Origin of the sequence: Curtobacterium pusillum, assembly GCF_007673235.1 — a bacterium.
In the GTDB taxonomy this organism is placed as follows: domain Bacteria; phylum Actinomycetota; class Actinomycetes; order Actinomycetales; family Microbacteriaceae; genus Curtobacterium; species Curtobacterium pusillum_C.
On the sequence record NZ_VDZH01000004.1, the window covers coordinates 368,532 to 386,548 of the forward strand.

The following is an 18,017-nucleotide window of genomic DNA, read 5'->3' on the forward strand; positions in this document are numbered from 1 at the left end:
TGTTGCCCGTTCCCTGCGAATGACCGCAGAGACGGCGTGCTTCACGGCCAACTCGGACCTTCCGCGAGCAGACTCGACCAGGCCCGCCCGTGCCCCAGGGCGCGCGGGCGGACACCAGAAGGGACCAGCATGACCACGCAGATCGTGATCCTCGCAGCGGGGATGGGCAGCCGCCTCGGGCGCAGCCTGCCGAAGCCGCTCACCGAACTCAGCGACGGCCGCACCATCATGCAGCAGCAGTTCGACAACATCCGCGCAGCGTTCGGTTCGAGCGCACGCGTGACGATCGTCGTCGGCTACAAGTCGGAGTACATCGTCGAGGCGTTCCCCGAGGCGAACTTCGTCTACAACGAGTCCTACGACTCGACGAACACCTCGAAGAGCCTCCTCCGTGCGCTCAAGGCCACGGGCAAGGGCGGTGTCCTCTGGATGAACGGTGACGTCGTGTTCGACCCGCGCGCGCTCGTGCGTGCTGCGGACATGATCGACGAGGACCGCTCGTTCGTCAGCGTCAACACCGACAAGGTCTCCGACGAAGAGGTCAAGTACACGGTCGACGCCGAGGGCTTCATCCACAAGCTGTCGAAGCAGGTCGTGGGCGGTCTCGGCGAGGCGGTCGGGATCAACTACGTCTCCTCCGCCGACAAGCAGGCGCTCATCCGTCAGCTCGGCCGTGTCGACGACCAGGAGTACTTCGAGGGCGGCATCGAGGCTGCCATCGCCGAGGACGGGCTACTCTGGAGCCCGATCGACATCTCCGACATGTACGCCGTCGAGATCGACTTCGCCGAGGACCTCGAGCGCGCGAACAACCTGTTCGCCTGAACCACCGTCAGGACCCCCTCGGCGGTTCCGCCCGAAGGGAAACCGTGACCACAGCGAGTGCGCCGACCGCGCCCGCGGCTGCCACACCCGCGGCCTCCCGGAGCGCCGGTCGGCGCTATCGTCATGCCCTCTGGCTGCTGACCGTCCGGGACCTCCGCGTCCGGTACTCGACGTCGGCGTTGGGCTACTTCTGGTCGATCCTCGACCCGCTCGTGATGTCGGCGATCTACTGGTTCGTCTTCACGCAGGTGTTCCACCGCGGCAAGGTCGGCGAAGAGCCCTACATCGTGTTCCTGCTCTCGGCGCTGCTGCCGTGGATGTGGTTCACGGGTGCCGTCTCGGACTCCACGCGTGCGTTCATCAAGGAGACCAAGCTCATCCGGTCGACGACGATCCCGCGCAGCATCTGGGTCGCACGGGTGAACGCGTCGAAGGGCATCGAGTTCCTGCTGAGCCTGCCGGTGCTCGCCGTGTTCGCCATCGCGACCGGGGCCCAGGTGCACTGGGAACTCGCGCTATACCCCCTCGCGATCGTGCTGCAGTGCGGGCTCGTGTACGGGCTCGGGCTGATCGTCGCGCCACTCGTCGTCTTCTTCCGTGACCTCGAGCGGGCCGTGAAGCTCGTGCTCCGCTTCCTGTTCTACGCGTCGCCGATCATCTACAGCACGCAGGCCCTGCCGGACCGGCTGCACGACCTGGCGGCCTTCAACCCGTTGAGCGGCATCTTCGGCATCTACCGCTCGGCGTTCTTCCCGTCCCAGCTGGACTGGTTCGAGGTCGCGGTGTCGGTCGTCGTCACCGTGGTGGTCATCGGGATCGGGATCGTCGTCTTCCGGCGCAGCGAGCACCGTGTCCTGAAGGAGCTGTGATGACCGCCACCGAGCAGACCGGGCGGAACACGACCGTCGCCCCCGTGATCTCCGTCCGCGACGCCGGGATCCGGTTCAAGCGCAACCGTCGTGCGAGCCGCAGCTTCAAGGACCTCTTCGCCGGGAGCAACCGGCGGAAGCGGGCCGACGAGTTCTGGGCGCTGCGGGGCGTGACCTTCGACGTCCGTCCGGGTGAGGCGATCGGTGTCGTCGGGCGGAACGGTCAGGGCAAGTCGACGCTGCTCAAGCTCGTGGCGCAGGTCATGCTCCCCGACGAGGGCCGCGTGCACGTCGGAGCCGGCGTCGCACCGCTCATCGAGATCACCGGCGGCTTCGTCGGCGATCTCTCGGTCCGCGACAACGTGTTCCTCACGGCGGGGCTGCACGGCATGTCACGCGCCGAGATCCGGGACGCCTTCGACGAGATCATCGACTTCGCCGAGATCGGCGACTTCGTCGACACCCCTTACAAGCACCTGTCGAGCGGGATGAAGGTGCGGATCGCGTTCGCGGTCATCTCCCGCCTCGACGAACCGGTCATCCTGGTGGACGAGGTCCTCGCCGTCGGTGACAAGGCGTTCCGCGAGAAGTGCTACAAGCGCATCGAAGAACTGCTCGCCGGCGGTCGGACCCTCTTCTTCGTCTCGCACAGCGACAAGGACCTCCGACGGTTCTGCGACCGCGGGCTCTACCTCGACAAGGGGCACCTGCAGCTCGACGGCACGATCGAGGAAGCCCTCGCGCGGTACTCCGCCGACTACGGCGTCTGAGCCCGCCTCCCCCTCAACAACCCGGCCCTCGAACCCCCGCTCCACAGCCGCCGGCTCCCGCGTCGGAACGCCACCCCGAACGTCGGACCCTCCCCCTACCGTGACGGCATGCACCACCCGACACCGACGGCCTACGCCGTCCCGTTCACGATCGACCGTTCCCTCGCGCCACGTCGCTACGACCTGGTGAACACCGGCGACGAACCCGTCGACGGTCTCACCCTCACCCATCTGGGCAACGGGTACTGCCCACCGCTCGCCGTCCGCCGACTCGAGCCCGGCCGCGCACTCTCGATCGCGGTGTTCGGTGCCGACGCCGAGGACACCGGCGTGGTCGTCGTCCGGTGGCGCCGTCCGGACCGGTCCGAGTACCTCTGGCGGATGTCCCTCGTGGGCGACGGCCGTGCTGCCTGACGACGCAGGACCGGCGTCCGTCCGGTCAGCCCTCGCCGCGGGTCGCCGCGACCGAACGCCAGCGGTCGAGCAGCCGTTCGATCGCGCTGTGGAACCGCGCCGTCGCCGCGCCCGGCGTCGTGTCGCCGAAGTACCGCTGCACCCAGTGCTGCAACTTCGCGAGTTCGGCGGCGTCGTTCGCCGCGGCATCGACCCGGGCGACCACGTCGGACGCGTCCGCTGCCGACAGCCAGTTCGCGTCGCCGAGGTAGCCGCGCTCGTCGACGTCCGCTTCCGAAGACTCCGGCCTGGTCACGATGAGCGGCTTCCCGACGGCCAGGCGGTCGTAGATCATCGCGCTGATGTCGGTGATGGCGACGTCCGCACCGGCGAGCTGCCAGCCGAGCTCGGCGCCGTCGTCGTACACGTGCTGCGCGTTCGGGTCAGCCGCGTTCGCGCTCGTGATCGCCGCGACGATGCGCTCGTGGGCGGCCTTGTAGGCAGCGTCACGGACACCGCTGCGCGGGTGCGGCCGGTAGACCAGGCGGTGCGCGGGAGACGCCAGGACCCGATCGGCGATCGTGGTGCCGTGCGTCGCGATCGAGCCGTAGGCGGCCGCGGCCCGGTCACCCTCCCAGGTCGGCGCGTAGAGCACGACGGTGCGGTCGTCGTCCGGGTACGGCGCCGCACCGGCGAAGTGGTCGGCCTGGGGGCGACCGATCGCGATGGCGCGCGCGTCGAGGTCGTAGTCCCACAGCGCATCGGCGAGCCGGTCACGAGCGGCGTCGCCGGCGATCAGGGCGTAGTCGTACGCCTTGAACTGGTTCGTCGTCATGTACATCTTGTCGCTCTCGCCGTGGTTGACGAAGACGTGCCACATCCGCCCGTACCGCATCATCTGGAAGTTGCGGGCGTTCTGGTTGACGTACAGGACGATCTTGGGCGCCTGCTCGTCGACGAACCGCTCGAGGTCGACGACCTGTCGCGCGTAGACCGCCGGCACCGGGGACTCGTCGAGCAGCGTGAGCATGGTGCCGGGGCTGCGCGAGATGATCGCCACCGGGTGGGTGGCCGCGAGCTTCGCGAGCGGGGCGTACCACTGGCGGACCTGGTACATGTTCACCGGACCGTCGGCGAAGTACACCGCGATCTCGATCGTGCCCGGAGCGGGTGCCGGCGCGGCGGGCAGCCGGCGCGCGAGTGCACGACGGCTCCGACGCGACTTCAGCAGTCGCTCGGCCAGTCGCACGGCGGTGCGCACGTCGTGGATGATCGGCATGGTCCCTCTCCCGGTGTCGGCGGACGGTTCGTGGTCGTCGGGTCAGACGACGGGGGGCCGGCCGGCGACCGTCATGCGACCGATGGTCAGCCACCCCATGACCTGCACGGGGCCGCAGTCCGAGGTCCAGCCCTCGCGGACGCCACCGAACCAGGTCGCCAGGCGACGCGGGTGCCGCCACCAGCGCGCGACCTGGATCGCCGCCCACGACCCGACGTACAGCGGGCGGAGCACGGCGGGCAGGTTGCGACGGGCGAGCCAGACGCGGTTCCGGGCGTTCAGTCGGTAGTACTCGGTGTGGCGGGCCGGATCGATCGCGGGGTGGTGCGCGACGAGGTCCCCGGCGTACCAGGTGCGTCGTCCGGCGTCCCACACGCGCCAGGCGAGTTCGATGCCCTCGTGCGCGTAGAAGTACTCGGCTCCCCAACCGCCGGTGGCGCGGTAGACGTCCATGGGCAGCACGACTGCGCCCTCCCACACCGAGAACACGGGCGACGAGTGGTCCGGCTCCCCCTTGCGGATCCGGGGGATCCAGCGGGTGGGGTTCGCGGCTCCGGTCGGGTCGACCACCCGCGGTTGCACGAGTCCGAGCGAGGGGTCCCGTTCGAAGAGCCCGATCGCGTCCCGCAGGAAGGTCTCGGACGGCACGGACGCGTCGTCGTCGAGGAAGAACACGTAGTCGCCGTCGACCACCTCGACCCCCGCGTTGCGTCCGGCCGGGATCCCGACGTTCTCGGGCAACGCCAGCGCACGGACGCCGTCGGGCAGGCCCTCGGGCTCCCAGCCGTTTCCGACGCACACGACGTCGAGTTCGACGTCCTGCTGCGCGAGCACGCTCTCGAGTCCGCGGCGCAGGTCGTCCGGGCGGGTGCCCTGTGACAGGCTCACGACGGCCACGCGGGGCCGGTCGCGGTGCGGGACCGCGTGGCGTCGGACGGTCCCGGGCGTCACGCGCGGACCCGCTTCGACGAGATGATCGCCAGGAAGTGCCCGAACGTGGCGATCACCGCCAGCGGCAGCAGTGCCCCGACCAGGATGCGGTCGGCCAGCGGGTGCCCGATCACGAGTGCCACCAGGGCGAAGACGAAGGCCAGGATGCTCAGTTCGACCGAGTGGTACAGCCGGTGGAACGGCAGGAACCGGGCGGCACGGCGCAGGGTGGCGAGCCGTCGCCCGGACGGGACGGTGCCGGCGTCACGACGGTCGACGAGCTTGTCGAGACCGGCGTTCGCACGAGCGACGTGCACCATGTCGTTCAGCGCCTTGTTCAGCACGATGACGAGCCCCAGGGCGCAGCCGATCGTCGTCCACATCCAGTCGGCGCCGTGGATCGGCCACGTGGCGGCACGGACGCCGAGTGCGATCGGGATCAGTCCCTCGGTCGTGTAGTGCCCGACCTTGTCGAGGAACACGCCGGCGGGCGACCGGGTCCCCCGCCACCGGGCGACCTCGCCGTCGCTGCAGTCGACGAGCATCTGCAGCTGCCCGAGGACGAGCGCGATCACCGCACCCCAGATGCCCGGGATGAGCAGTGCAGCGGCGATGCTCCACCCGACGAGGATCATCAGGCCGGTGACCTGGTTCGCGCTGATCCGCGTCTTCAGGAGGAACCAGGTCAGGTACGGCGAAACGTCCCGCAGGTACAGCGACGCCGTCCAGTGCTCGGCGTTCGCCCGCGAACGGACCTCGTCCGGCTGGGCGACGGCACGGAGCTCGGCGATCGAGGTGGGGCGGGTGTTCCCGCGGCCGGTCGTGTCATCGGTCAAGAGGTCAGGTCACCGTCCCGTGTGCGTGGTCAGTTCGGACGTCCGGGTGAGGAAGCCGATGATGAAGCCGAGGCCCCAGCCCACGTGGATGCAGGGCAGCACCACGAGGAGCCAGAGCAGCGTCGGCAGCCCCGACCGCCGGGCGACCGCGACGGCCCCCAGGACGACGAAGACGATGTAGACCGCAGGCACGACGAACCCGAGCAGCGCCCACGCCGCCCCGGAGCCGAGTGCTGCGCCGATGATGCCGACGATCCCGGCGACGATGCCGAGCGCCATCGCGGCGACCATCGCCGGCGGGACGAAGTAGCGCAGGCCGTTGTTCGCGGGGAACCGGCGGGCGAGTTCTCCGCGCCACAGCCCCGTCGCGACGAACTGCCGCACGAGTCGCTTGAGGCTCGGCCGCGGACGGTAGGTGACGACGAGCTCCGGCGTGAACCACACCGTGCCGCCGGTCTGCCGGAGCCGCTTGTTGAGCTCCCAGTCCTGGCCGCGCTTGATCCCCTCGTCGAAGAGGCCGACCTCGAACAGGCGGTCACGGCGGAACACCCCGAGGTAGGCGGTCTCGGCCGGTCCGGCCTCGCCACCGACGTGGTGCGGGGTACCACCGAGACCGACGCGGCTGCCGTAGGCGAGCGCGACGGCTCGTTCGAACGGTGTCCGGCCCTCGGCGTGCATGATGCCGCCCACGTTGTCCGCCCCGGACTCCTGCAGCACGCGCACCGCGATCCGCGTGTAGTCCTGCGGCAGCACCGAGTGTGCGTCGACGCGGACGACTATCGGGTGCACCGAGGCTCGGATGGCCACGTTCAGGCCGGCCGGGGTCGACCCGACCGGGTTGTCGATCGCCCGGATGCGGGAGTCTGCGGCGCTCATCTCGGCGACGAGTTCGTTCGTGCCGTCGATCGACGGGCCGAGCGCGAGGATGACCTCGAACGGACCGGCGTAGTCCTGGTCGAGCAGGCTCTGGACAGCCGCACGGACCTCGGTCACCTCGTTGAGGACGGGCATCACGTACGAGACGCCCGGCAGGGGGTGTCCGTCTGTCTGCATGCGTACCTCGGGGTCCTGGCTGGGTGCACGGGACGCACCGCGGACGGTGCCGCCCCGCAGAGCGACCCTGAGCCTATCAAGGACGTCGCCCATCAAGGACGTCGCCTGTCGGGGACGCAACCGGAAGACGGCCTGGAGGCGCGGTGCCAGCTGGCACCGCGCCTCCAGGCCGTCGTGTGGTTGCGTTCCGCTGACGCGCGTCAGCCCTTGTAGGTCCCGAGCGTGACGTCCGTCTCGCGGGTCTCGCCACCACGGATGTACGTGATGGTGGTCTTCGCACCGCCGGCGAAGTAGCGGACCTGCGCCGTCAGGTCGGTGGCGTCGGAGACCGTCGCCGAACCGATCTTCGTGACCACGTCGCCCTTCTGCAGGCCGGCCTTCGCCGCCGCACCGCCGGACGAGACGGACTTGATGAGCCCGCCCATCTGGGTGGCCTTGGCGTCCTCGGCGGCGTCGCCGACCGTCGCGCCGAGCAGGCCGTGCGTCGCCGAGCCGCTCTCCTTGATCTCGTTCGCCACGCGCTTGACGAGGTTCGCTGGGATCGAGAAGCCGACGCCGATGCTGCCGGACTGGCTCGACGAGTCGGACGAGCTGCTCGCGCTCGCGATCGCCACGTTGATGCCGATCAGCTTGCCCTTCGAGTCGAGCAGCGCGCCGCCCGAGTTGCCGGGGTTGATCGACGCGTCGGTCTGGATGACCGGGAGTGAGACCGTGGTGTTCGAGGACGAGCTGCTGCCGTTGTCGCCGTTGCCCCAGAAGTCGAACGGGCCGCCGCTGCCGTTGCCGCCCTCGTTGGAGTCGCCGCCCTCGCTCGGGGCGCTCGACGTCACCTGGATGCTGCGGCTGAGGGTCGAGACGATGCCGTCGGTGACGGTGTTCGACAGGCCGAGCGGGGCACCGATCGCGACGGCGGTGTCACCGACGTTGAGGTCGGACGAGTCCGCGAAGCTGATCGGCTTCATGTCGGTCGCGTCGATCTTGATGACTGCGAGGTCGACCGTCGGGTCCGTGCCGACGAGCTTCGCCGGGTAGATCTTGCCGTCCGAGGTCGTGACCGTGATCGAACCGTTCGAGCTGTCACCGTCGAGCGTCACCACGTGGGTGTTCGTGACGATGTAGCCGTCCTTGCTGAACACGACGCCCGAACCGGTACCCGCTTCGCTGCTCGACGAGACGTTGATCGTCACGACCGACGGCGTCGCCTGGGCAGCCACGGCGGTGACGACCGTCGCGTTGTTGTAGTCGTTGACGGTCAGGTTCCCGCCGCTCTGGGAGTTCGAGGAACCGACGACGGTGCCGCCGCCCTGGCTCGAGCCGGCGAGCCACCCGGCGCCGCCGCCGACGAGGCCCGCGACGACGAGGCCCGCGACGATCGGCAGGACGAGGCGTCCGCGGCCGTCCTTCGAGCGGGTCGTGGTGCCCGTCGCGGCACCCGCCCCGGCACCGGTCGCGGCTGCGCCGAAGTAGTGGCCGTTGCGCTGGTTGGAGCCGTCGACGTCCCCGAAGGAGCTGGCGGCCGAGGTGGGGGCCTGGGCCGACGGCGCGCCCGCGTACCCGGAGTACTCGGAGGCCGATGCGGGGGCCGAGGTGGGCTGGGCGTACTCGCCGTACCGGGGCTGCTGCTGGCCGGACCCGTACTGACCCTGGCCGTACGGGTTCTGGTCCTGTCCGTACTGGCCGTACTTCGCGGTCGGCTGGGCCGCCTGCTGGCCGTACTGCGCGGTCGGCTGGGCCGCCTGCTGGCCGTACTGCGCGGTCGGCTGGGCCGTCTGCTGGCCGTACTGGCTGGTCGGCTGGGCCGCCTGCTGGCCGTACTGGGCGGTCTGCGCCGGGTCCGAACCGTACGGCGTCGCGTGCTGCCCGTAGCCCCCGGCCGCCTGGCCGGTCTGGCCCTGGCCGTACTGGCTGGCCTGACCGTACTGGCTCGTCTGCCCGTACTGGCTCGTGCTCGCCGCGCCGTCGGCCGGGGCCGGGTTCTCCGACGCGACCGTCGGGTACGGCGCGGTGTAGCGGTCGGTGGGGTGATCGGTCGACGCGGCGATGACGTCGGTCTCGTTCGCGGGGGCGGCGGCGTCGATCACGTCGGTGTGGTCCGGTTCCGCGTCGTTCCCCGGAACGGCGTTCGTGTGCTCGGAGTCGTGCGTCGCGGCGTCGTCGGAAGCGGCCGGTGCGGCCGTGTCCTCGGGACGGAAGTCGTCGTCCTGCCCGTGGGGCGTGGTGTCGGTCATGCTGGACGTGCTCCTTTCAAGCTCGTGCAGTCTGTCGGACCCACCTGAGCGGTGCACCTGGTGACGCTGCAAGCGACCTATGGCGATCTTATGCGTGGGCTGTGGATGGCCGCCCGGATGGTGCGTGAGGCCGCCAGTAGGTTGGGGTGCGGGCAGCGCTGGACGGCGCGGTCGACACCTCGGAGGGAACCACATGCGGCAGGCAGGACCCTGGTTGCGAGCAGCCGAAGGAGCGATGCTCCTTGGGCCCGACGGTGTCCCCGCACCGACCGTGTTCGCCGAGATGAGCGCCCTCGCGGCGGCGACCGGCGCGATCAACCTCGGACAGGGCTTCCCGGACGAGGACGGCCCCGTCGAGGTGCTCGACGCCGCGGTGGCCGCGATCCGCGACGGCGTCAACCAGTACCCGCCGGGTCGCGGGACACCGGACCTCCGGCTGGCCGTCAGCGAGCACCAGTCGCGGTGGTACGGGCTCGAGGTCGATCCCGACCGCCAGGTCCTCGTCACCGCCGGCGCGACCGAGGCACTGGCCGCCACCCTGCTCGCGTTCGTCGAGCCCGGCGACGAGGTCGTGACCTTCGAACCCTTCTACGACGCGTACGGCGCGCTCATCCGGCTGGCCGGCGGGACGCACGTGACGGTCCCCCTCACCGCCCCCGACTTCCTGCCCGACGAGGACATCCTCCGCGCCGCGTTCTCGGACCGCACCCGGGTCGTCCTGGTGAACACGCCGCACAACCCCACCGGGCGGGTCCTCCCGGACGAGGTGCTCGCGACGATCGTCGAACTCGCCGAGCAGTACGACGCCCTGATCGTCACGGACGAGGTCTACGAGCACCTGACGTTCGACGTGCCGCACGTGCCGATCGCCACGCTCCCCGGAGCCGCCGACCGCACCGTCTCGATCTCGAGCGCTGGGAAGACCTTCAGCACAACGGGTTGGAAGATCGGCTGGCTCACGGCTCCCCCGGCGCTGGTCGACGCCATCACGAGCGTGAAGCAGTTCCTGACCTTCGTGAACGGTGCCCCGTTCCAGCCCGCGGTGGCCGCCGGACTGCGGTTGCCCGACGCGGTGTTCACCGGCATCGCGGCAGAGCTCTCGGCGAAGCACGACCTGCTCGCCGACGGTCTCCGTGCCGCCGGCTTCGAGCTCATGCGGCCCGACGGCGGCTACTTCGTCATCGCAGACGCCGCCCCGCTCGGGTACGAGGACGCCCGCGAGTTCTGCCTGCAGCTGCCCGAGCTGGTCGGCGTCGTCGGTGTCCCCGTGTCCGCGTTCGTCCGGCCGGACCACGCCGCCGGGTACCGCTCGCTCGTCCGGTTCGCCTTCTGCAAGCGGCGCCCCGTGCTCGAGGACGCCGCCGCCCGCCTGGCCGGGCTCACCTCCCGCGCCTGACACCGCGCGGACACCGCCCGCGCGCCCACCCGCCCGCCCGCCCCGCGTGTCTCTGCGCGGGCGGGCGAAATACGTCCCCCTCGCCGCCCGAACGGTGCATATTTCGCCCGCTCGCTCGCGCACGGACCGCCCGCATGGCCGCCCGCGCTTGCGCCCCGGTCCACTTCTGAACACGAGCGGGCGAAACACATCCCCTCGCAGGTCTGGCGGTGCGGATTTCACCCGCTCGCGCGCGTCCAGACCGTCGGCCGTCTCCACGTTCGACGAGCGGGCGGAGAACGCACTGTCCGGCACCCGGCCCGGGCAGTGTTCGCCCGCTCGCAGCGGAAACCCGTCCGAGCCACGGCCCGTCGAACGCATCGCGAGTGCGAACGGGCGAAATCCTCGCCACCCGGACGTCCTCCAGAGCAGACATCGCCCGCTCGCGGACGGACGAGCAGCAAATGGCGAACGCCCGGGCCAGCGCCAGCAGCCGAGAGCCCGCGCGTCAGTCGCGCAGCGTGACCTCGTAGCGCCGCAGGGACAGCGACGGGTTCGTCTGTCGGACAGCGTCGGTGACCGCCGTGTCGACCGTCGCGACGAGCATCCCCGGGACCGCCCCGGCCGCCGCGACCGCCACTCCGGACGGGTCCAGCACGACCGACCCGCCGATGCCGACGGGCGGCGTCTGCCCGACGCCCACCACCCAGACGGTGTTCTCGATCGCACGTGCGGTGAGGAGTGTCCGCCAGTGGTGCTCCTTGCCGGGGCCGCGGACCCACTCGGCGGGCAGGACGACGACGTCGGCGGCACCGTGCTCCGGAGCGGCGAGGCGGCGGGTGACCTCGGGGAAGCGCAGGTCGTAGCAGGTCTCGAGGCCCACCCGGACGCCACCGAGCTCGAACACCGGCAGCTGCGCGGGATCGCCGGACTCGATGTGGTCGGACTCGCGGGACCCGAACGCGTCGTACAGGTGCACCTTCCGGTACGCCGCGGCGATCGAGCCGTCGGGCAGCACCGCGACGAGGGTGTTCCGGAAGCGATCGCCGGAGCCGGTCTCGGCCACCCCGACGACGAGCGCGATCCCGGTGTCGCGGGCGATCGTCTGCAGGCCGCTGACGAACGGGCCGCCGAGGGGCTCTGCGGCTGCGACGAACCGGTCGTCGATCTCGGCCGTGAAGTACGACGTGTACTCCGGCGTGACGAGGAGGTCGGCGCCTCGCGCGGCCGCGTCGACCGCTGCGGCACGGACGGTCTCGAGGTTGGCGGTGGGGTCGTCGACCGGCGCGAACTGCGCCGCTGCGATCGTCAGGGTGCCCATCCGCCGAGCGTACCGGCCAGCGAGATCCGAGCAGCCCGGCACACGAAGAAGGCCCCGGTCCGACTGGACCGGGGCCTTCTCTGTGACGCTTGGTTGCGGGGGCAGGATTTGAACCTACGACCTCTGGGTTATGAGCCCAGCGAGCTACCGAACTGCTCCACCCCGCGGCACGTTGATAAGCCTACACGGGGCCGTGGCGGGGCACAAATCGAGTGCCCCGCCACGGTGTGTCTAGTTCCCGCTCTCGGCCTCGGTGGCGGCCTGGATCGCTTCCTGCAGGCGCTGATCGGCCTCTGCGGCGGCGACCAGGTCGTTGTCCGCGTAGGCGTCCTGACGGTCCTGCAACGCCTGCTTGGCGTCGTTGAGAGCCTTCTGCAGCGCCGCGTTGTCGGTGGTCCCCGACCCGGACGACGAACCCGAACCCGCGGACGAGCCGGAGTCGGACCCCGAGGAGGACCCGGAGTCGGATCCCGAGGACGACCCGGAGTCGGACCCGGAGGACCCCGACGAACCGCCGGCCGCACCCTGGTCACCGGCAGCAGCACCCGAGTCACCGCCGAACAGGCTGTTGAGAGCCTCGTCGAGGGTGTCCTCGAACGCGATCTTGTCGCCGAACGCCACGAGGACCTTCTGCAGCAGCGGGTACGAACCGCTCGACGTCGACTGGACGTACACCGGCTGGACGTAGAGGAACCCGCCACCGACCGGGAGCGTCAGCAGGTTGCCCTGCTTGACGGTCGAGTTGCCCCGCTTCAGGATGTTCAGCTCCTGCGACACCGTGGTGTCCGAGTTGAACAGGTTCTGCACCTGCGCCGGACCCGGGATGTTGTCCGTCTTCGGCATCGTCAACAACGTGAGCTTGCCGTAGCCGGACGCCTTCTTGCCCTTGCCCGCGCCTCCGGCGTCGGAGTCCACCGCGAGGTACCCGGTGAGCACGTTGCGGTTGTTCGAGCCGGCGGACTGCTGGGGTATGTACGTCGTGTACAGCGTGTACGCGGTCCCCTGGCCCGGCACCTTCATCGTGAGGTAGTACGGGTCCTGCAGGTTCGCCTTGGACGTCGTCGTGGTGGCCCCGAGCGCGTTCGCCCCCGAGTTCGTCGTGGTCGACGTGTCGGCGGTGTCGGACGAGTCGTTCGTGCCCGACGTCGGTTCCTGCGGCGTGTTCCACGCGTCGTCACCCGAGTAGAACGAGTTCGCGTTCGTGACGTGGTACGTGCCGAGGATCGACCGCTGCACCTTGAACAGGTCGGTCGGGTAGCGGACGTGGTCGAGCAGCTCGGCACTCATCGACGACACCGGCTTGATCGCGGTCGGGAAGATCTTCTCCCACGTCTTCAGGACCGGGTCCTTGGTGTCCCAGGAGTACAGGGTCACCTTGCCCGTGTACGCGTCGACCGTCGCCTTCACCGAGTTCCGGATGTAGTTCACCTGGTCGGTCCGGTACGCCGAACTCTCCGCGCCGGCGATGCTGTCCGAGAGGCTCTGGCTCTGCGAGTACGGGTAGGCGTCGCTCGTGGTGTAGCCGTCGACGACCCACTGGATGCGGTGGTCGACGATCGCCGGGTACGCGTCCGAGTCGGTCGTCAGGTACGGCGCGACCTGCTGCACGCGCTTGATCGGGTCGCGGTCGTACAGGATCTGCGAGTCCTTGTTCACCGCGTCCGACAGCAGGATCTGCTCCGACTGGAACTTCGCCGCGTAGACGAGACGGTTGAAGAAGTTGCCGAGGCTCGGTCCGCCGTTGCCGGCGTACGTCGTCGTGGCGTTGCCGCCGTTGTCGTCGTCGGAGCCGGACGGGTAGTCGAGCTCGACGTTCTTCGAGCCCTTCGGCGCACCGACGATCGAGTACGCCGGCGAGGTCTCGCCGAAGTAGACGCGCTGCTGGAAGTCCCCGAGCGCGCCGTTCGACGGGATGCCCGACTCGAGGAACACCGGCTTGCCGTCGCTGGCGCGCTGGTTGCCGAACGCCGCGGTCACGCCGTAGCCGTGCGTGTAGACGAACGCCCGGTTGTAGGGGGTGTTCGCCTGCGCGCTGAGGCCGTCGAGGTCGATGTCGCGGACCGCGATCACGGTGTCCTCGGTCTCACCCTTGACGTCGTACCGGTCGACGTCGAGCTCGTCCGGGAACTGGTAGTACTGCCGGTACTGCTGCAGCTGGCTGAACGTGTCCGAGACGATCTTCGGGTCGATCAGGCGGATGTTCGCCGTGGTCTGGGCGTCCTGCGCGAGGGCGCCGGAGCTCGCCTCGGTCGTCGCGTCGTAGTTCTGCTCCTGGACTCCGGAGACGCCGTACGCGTCACGGGTGGCCTTGATGTTCCGCTCGATGTACGCCGACTCGAACGTGCGCTCGGACGGCTTCACCTGCAGGCGCTGGACGATCCAGGGGTAGATGCCGCCGATCACGATCGCCGCGACGAGCAGCAGTCCGGTGCCGACGATCGAGATGCGCCAGCGGCCGATGACCGCGGTGACGATGAACAGGATGGCGACGATGGCCGCGATGCCGGCCATGATCTCGCGACCCGGGATGACGGCGTTCACCTCGGTGTACTGCGCACCGGTGATGAGCGAGTTCGACTTCGTCAGCGCCGCGTACTGGTCGAGCCAGAGGCTCACGGCCTGCAGGGCGACGTAGACGGCAGCGGTCACCGCGAGCTGGATCCGCGCGGCCTTCGAGATGCGGACCTCGCGACCGCCGAAGCGCATGGCGCCGTAGAGGTAGCAGGCGGCGAGCGCGGCGAGTCCCGCGATGAGCACGACGGCCGACGAGTACGCCACGATCGCGCGCCAGAACGGCAGCTCGAACACGTAGAACCCGATGTCGAGCCCGAACTGCGGGTCCGTCTTGCCGAACGGCGTCCGGTTGAAGTACTCGAGCACCATGCTCCAGCGCCCCGCGGTCGACAGCCCGGCGAAGATGCCGAGGACGACCGGGATGCCGATCATCACGGCACGACGCAGTGGCTCGATGACCTGCTGGTAGCGGTCGAGCTGCGAGTTGAGCTTCGCGTAGACCGGCCGGAACCGGAACGCGATCGCGATGCTCGCGTAGACGGGCACCGCCATCCCGAGGAACCCGGCGAGGAACATCAGCGTCCCGGCGATCCACCGCGTGGTCAGGACCTGCTGGAAGCCGAGCTGCGCGAACCACGCGTAGTCGGTGTACAGGCTCGCGAAGATGAAGAAGGCGATCACCAGTGCGGCCAGCACGATGATCGTGACCACGATCGGGACCCGCGGCGAACGCCGCCCCGAGGTGGACGAGGTTGTCGTCACTTGATGTGCTCCAGACGTTTCGAACCGGCGGGCCCGGCGCGGCGGGCCGTCAGTGCATCGATCCTATGTGGCCCGAGCACGCTTGAAACTGTACGGAGACTCAGGAAGGCGATCCGCGCCTCCAGTCGGACTGCCTGGAGGCACGGATCGCGACGTCCGCGGACGTCGCGTGGAGCGCGTGGCCGGCCCTACGACGTGCAGCGTGCGAGCTTCGCGGTGCTCTTGCCGGAGGCGATGGTCTGGAGGTCGGTGACCGCCTGGTCGAGGGTGCCGACCTTATAGACGTCGAGTCCGGACGGGACGTGCCCGACGACCTCGTCGCAGTTGTCTGCCGGTGCGAGGAAGACGGTCGCGCCGGCGTCCTTCGCGCCGTACATCTTCTGGCGGATGCCGCCGATCGCGCCGACCTCGCCGTCGGCCGTGATGGTCCCGGTGCCCGCGACGTGCTTGCCGCCGTTGAGCTTGCCCGGCGTGATCTCGTCGATGATCCCGAGGGCGAACATCATGCCGGCCGAGGGGCCGCCGACGTCCTGGAGCTCGATGGAGACGCGGAACGGGAAGTCGTACTGCTCGGTGACGCCGACGCCGATGAGCGCCGTTCCCTGCTCGTTCCGCGGCGTGAGCTCCACGGTCTTCTCGCTGCCGTCGCGCTCGATGACGACCTTCGCCGGGTCGGACGTGCCGTGCTTCGCGACGAGTTCCCGGAGCGACGTGGCGTCCGCGTTCTCGGTGAGGGAGGTGCCGTCGAACGAGCGGATGACGTCGCCCTTCTCGATGACGCCGTCCGCGGCGGAGCCCTTCTGGACGGTGCCGACCTCGAGGTCGGTGGGCAGTTCGTAGCCCTGCTGGACGAGGGCGGCGGCGACTGCGGACTGCTGCGAGGCCTGCATGTCGGCGGTGTCCTGCTGGTTCACCTGGTCGGTGGTCACGCCCTCGGGGTAGATCGCGGACGCCGGGATCACCGCTTCGGACTCGGTGAACAGCGCGCGGATGACGCTGGTCCAGGACGGTCGGTTCGTGGCGTCGCCCTGGATCCCGACGGTGAGCATGTCGAGCGCGCCGGCGGTCGGGTAGGTGGGGTGTCCGTCGATCTGGATGAGCTTGACGTCCTTCGCGTCCTTGCCCGTGCCCTGCTTCTGCGTCCCGATCGTGTTGTACACGGGGCCTGGTACCTCGATGAGGTACGGGCTCGGCAGGAAGCTCGCGAGCAGCCCGAGGACCACGGCCCCGATCACGAACCCCCAGCCGATGGTCCGGGAACGCGAGCGGCGGCGGGGCTCGGCGGCGAAGAGGGTCACACAACGTCCTTCCAGGGCGGGCTGTTCGCCCTCGGCGCAGCGGTTCGGGCGTTCCCACGGGGGCGTCCCAGGTGCGGCCCCGTGAGCAGCGATTAGCGTAGTCGTCATGCCTGATGAACCGCAGCCGGGGCCGGACGACGACTTCCAGGAGATGCTCCGCAAGCTCCTGTCCGGCGAGGGCCAGATCGACCCGTCGCAGCTCGCCGGTGCCGCCGGCCTGCCGAACGACCCGGCCTTCGTGGCGAACCTGATGAGCCAGCTGCAGCGCGCTGCGCAGTCGGGCGGGGACGGCATCGACTTCTCGGTCGCCGCCGAGCGCGCCACGACCATCGCGCGGGAGGGCGGCCACCCGGTCGACCCCGCCACGTCGCAGGCAGCGGACCAGGCGTTCCAGGTGGCAGCCCTCTGGCTGGACGAGGCCACCACGGTCGCGGAGCTCACCGCGACCCCGAGCCTGTACACGCGTGAGCAGTGGGCGAAGGCGACCACCCCGGTGTGGGCGCAGATCGCCGAACCCGTGGCGCTGAGCATCTCGAACGCCCTCACGGAGGCGATCGAGCAGCGGGCACCGGAGCAGCTCAAGGCGATGCTCGGCGATGTGTCGAAGGCCATGCGGGGCGTCGGCGGCGCACTGTTCGCGATCCAGCTCGGCCAGGTCGTCGGGCAGCTCTCGAAGGAGGTCGTGTCCGGCGGCGACGTCGGCGTGCCGCTCCTCGACGAACAGGTCGCCGCGCTCCTGCCGCAGAACGTGGCCGAGTTCGCCGAGGGCCTGGACGTCCCCGAGGACGAGGTCCGCATCTACCTGGCGGTCCGCGAGCTCGCGCACGCCCGGCTGTTCCGTTCGGCACGCTGGCTCCGGCTGCACATCATCTCGTCGATCACCGACTACGCGCGGGGCATCCACATCCCGTTCGACCGTGTCGAGGAACTCGCGTCCGAGATCGACCCCACGAACCAGGAGCAGCTCCGCGACGCGCTGGCGTCCGGTGCCCTCATCCCGCCGCGGACCGAGGAGCAGGAAGCAGCGCTCGCCCGCCTCGAGACCATGCTCGCGCTCGTCGAGGGCTGGGTCGACACCGTCACCGCCGCCGCGACCGAACGCCTGCCGAAGTCCGGCGCGATCGCCGAGATGGTCCGACGCCGTCGTGCTGCCGGCGGTCCGGCGGAGTCGGCCTTCGCCACGCTCGTCGGCCTCGAGCTGCGGCCCCGCCGTCTCCGCGAGGCCGCGGCGATGTGGCAGCGGGTCACCGACGAGCTCGGCACCGAGCAGCGGGACGCCCTGTGGTCGCACTTCGACGCGGTTCCCACCTCCGACGACATCGACTCGCCGGACGCCTTCGTGGCACGGCTCCGGAACCCGGGCCGCTCCGCCGAGGACGACGAGTTCGACAAGGCGCTCGAGGACCTGCTCAACGATGCGACCGGCGACCGGCCGCGCGAGGACGAGTCCGGCAACGTCGACGAAGGGAACTCGGACGGCGGCACGGCTGCCGACGGCGCCGGCGACGCTCCGAAGTAGTTCTCCACAGATCCGGGACAGCTCCCCCACGCGACGGCCGGGTCC

At 70.0% G+C, this 18,017-nt stretch carries 14 protein-coding genes and 1 tRNA gene; 6 read left to right on the plus strand and 9 right to left on the minus strand.

Annotated elements, in window-relative coordinates:
* The first annotated feature begins 129 nt into the window (after nucleotides 1-129).
* The 4 genes from FS532_RS13420 to FS532_RS13435 all read left to right on the plus strand — a co-directional run bounded on the left by FS532_RS13420 (nucleotide 130) and on the right by FS532_RS13435 (nucleotide 2,878).
* Entirely contained in the window at nucleotides 130-825 is a 696-nt protein-coding gene (locus tag FS532_RS13420; RefSeq protein WP_144755160.1) for an NTP transferase domain-containing protein, read from the plus strand.
* Between the two features lie 44 nt (nucleotides 826-869).
* On the plus strand, nucleotides 870-1,694 hold the full coding sequence (locus FS532_RS13425) for an ABC transporter permease (protein WP_144755163.1): 825 nt from the start codon (nucleotides 870-872) through the stop codon (nucleotides 1,692-1,694).
* Entirely contained in the window at nucleotides 1,694-2,464 is a 771-nt protein-coding gene (locus FS532_RS13430; RefSeq protein WP_079238457.1) for an ABC transporter ATP-binding protein, read from the plus strand. The genes FS532_RS13425 and FS532_RS13430 overlap by 1 nt, the downstream gene beginning before the upstream one ends.
* 108 nt (nucleotides 2,465-2,572) lie before the next feature.
* Nucleotides 2,573-2,878, plus strand: coding sequence for a hypothetical protein (locus FS532_RS13435; RefSeq protein ID WP_144755167.1), 306 nt, complete (start codon nucleotides 2,573-2,575; stop codon nucleotides 2,876-2,878).
* 25 nt (nucleotides 2,879-2,903) lie between these two features.
* Here the strand turns inward: FS532_RS13435 and FS532_RS13440 are convergent, their stop codons facing one another.
* From FS532_RS13440 to FS532_RS13460, 5 genes are all read right to left on the minus strand, one after another.
* On the minus strand, nucleotides 2,904-4,136 hold the full coding sequence (locus FS532_RS13440; protein WP_144755170.1) for a CDP-glycerol glycerophosphotransferase family protein: 1,233 nt from the start codon (nucleotides 4,134-4,136) through the stop codon (nucleotides 2,904-2,906).
* A 42-nt stretch (nucleotides 4,137-4,178) separates the two neighbouring features.
* Nucleotides 4,179-5,087: a glycosyltransferase family 2 protein gene (locus tag FS532_RS13445; protein ID WP_144755173.1), complete on the minus strand. Its 909-nt coding sequence runs from the start codon at nucleotides 5,085-5,087 to the stop codon at nucleotides 4,179-4,181.
* Complete coding sequence (locus FS532_RS13450; RefSeq protein WP_144755175.1) at nucleotides 5,084-5,902, minus strand: CDP-alcohol phosphatidyltransferase family protein; 819 nt, start codon at nucleotides 5,900-5,902, stop codon at nucleotides 5,084-5,086. The genes FS532_RS13445 and FS532_RS13450 overlap by 4 nt, the downstream gene beginning before the upstream one ends.
* A 9-nt stretch (nucleotides 5,903-5,911) precedes the next feature.
* Entirely contained in the window at nucleotides 5,912-6,955 is a 1,044-nt protein-coding gene (locus FS532_RS13455; RefSeq protein ID WP_144755178.1) for a glycosyltransferase family 2 protein, read from the minus strand.
* A gap of 200 nt (nucleotides 6,956-7,155) precedes the next feature.
* Nucleotides 7,156-9,183 (minus strand): S1C family serine protease, encoded by a 2,028-nt coding sequence (locus FS532_RS13460; protein WP_144755181.1) that lies wholly within the window; start codon nucleotides 9,181-9,183, stop codon nucleotides 7,156-7,158.
* Between the two features lie 193 nt (nucleotides 9,184-9,376).
* On the opposite strand from FS532_RS13460, the gene FS532_RS13465 reads away from it, so the two are divergent.
* Nucleotides 9,377-10,579, plus strand: a complete 1,203-nt coding sequence (locus tag FS532_RS13465) for an aminotransferase class I/II-fold pyridoxal phosphate-dependent enzyme (protein WP_144755184.1) — start codon at nucleotides 9,377-9,379, stop codon at nucleotides 10,577-10,579.
* Between the two features lie 487 nt (nucleotides 10,580-11,066).
* On the opposite strand, the gene FS532_RS13470 is transcribed toward FS532_RS13465, so the two are convergent.
* The 4 genes from FS532_RS13470 to FS532_RS13485 form a co-directional block, all read right to left on the minus strand.
* Nucleotides 11,067-11,879, minus strand: a complete 813-nt coding sequence (locus FS532_RS13470) for a carbon-nitrogen hydrolase family protein (RefSeq protein WP_144755188.1) — start codon at nucleotides 11,877-11,879, stop codon at nucleotides 11,067-11,069.
* 90 nt (nucleotides 11,880-11,969) lie between these two features.
* Nucleotides 11,970-12,046 (minus strand) — tRNA-Met (locus FS532_RS13475).
* A gap of 64 nt (nucleotides 12,047-12,110) precedes the next feature.
* Nucleotides 12,111-15,104 carry a UPF0182 family membrane protein gene (locus tag FS532_RS13480; RefSeq protein ID WP_186322037.1) on the minus strand — a complete coding sequence of 998 codons (2,994 nt, stop codon included), beginning with the start codon at nucleotides 15,102-15,104 and terminating at the stop codon, nucleotides 12,111-12,113.
* Nucleotides 15,105-15,343: 239 nt separating this feature from the next.
* Nucleotides 15,344-16,453: a YlbL family protein gene (locus FS532_RS13485; RefSeq protein ID WP_260852709.1), complete on the minus strand. Its 1,110-nt coding sequence runs from the start codon at nucleotides 16,451-16,453 to the stop codon at nucleotides 15,344-15,346.
* A gap of 106 nt (nucleotides 16,454-16,559) precedes the next feature.
* Here FS532_RS13485 and FS532_RS13490 point away from each other — a divergent pair, with 106 nt between their 5' ends.
* Nucleotides 16,560-17,972, plus strand: a complete 1,413-nt coding sequence (locus tag FS532_RS13490; RefSeq protein WP_260852710.1) for a zinc-dependent metalloprotease — start codon at nucleotides 16,560-16,562, stop codon at nucleotides 17,970-17,972.
* Nucleotides 17,973-18,017 lie beyond the last annotated feature (45 nt).

What these genes read in the sequence shown, in the direction of transcription:
- FS532_RS13470 (WP_144755188.1), bottom strand. Translation starts at nt 11,879, where the DNA reads ATGGGCACCCTGACGATCGCAGCGGCGCAGTTCGCGCCGGTCGACGAC.
- FS532_RS13420 (WP_144755160.1), top strand. Translation starts at nt 130, where the DNA reads ATGACCACGCAGATCGTGATCCTCGCAGCGGGGATGGGCAGCCGCCTC.
- FS532_RS13490 (WP_260852710.1), top strand. Translation starts at nt 16,560, where the DNA reads ATGCCTGATGAACCGCAGCCGGGGCCGGACGACGACTTCCAGGAGATG.
- FS532_RS13430 (WP_079238457.1), top strand. Translation starts at nt 1,694, where the DNA reads ATGACCGCCACCGAGCAGACCGGGCGGAACACGACCGTCGCCCCCGTG.
- FS532_RS13465 (WP_144755184.1), top strand. Translation starts at nt 9,377, where the DNA reads ATGCGGCAGGCAGGACCCTGGTTGCGAGCAGCCGAAGGAGCGATGCTC.
- FS532_RS13460 (WP_144755181.1), bottom strand. Translation starts at nt 9,183, where the DNA reads ATGACCGACACCACGCCCCACGGGCAGGACGACGACTTCCGTCCCGAG.
- FS532_RS13455 (WP_144755178.1), bottom strand. Translation starts at nt 6,955, where the DNA reads ATGCAGACAGACGGACACCCCCTGCCGGGCGTCTCGTACGTGATGCCC.
- FS532_RS13435 (WP_144755167.1), top strand. Translation starts at nt 2,573, where the DNA reads ATGCACCACCCGACACCGACGGCCTACGCCGTCCCGTTCACGATCGAC.
- FS532_RS13440 (WP_144755170.1), bottom strand. Translation starts at nt 4,136, where the DNA reads ATGCCGATCATCCACGACGTGCGCACCGCCGTGCGACTGGCCGAGCGA.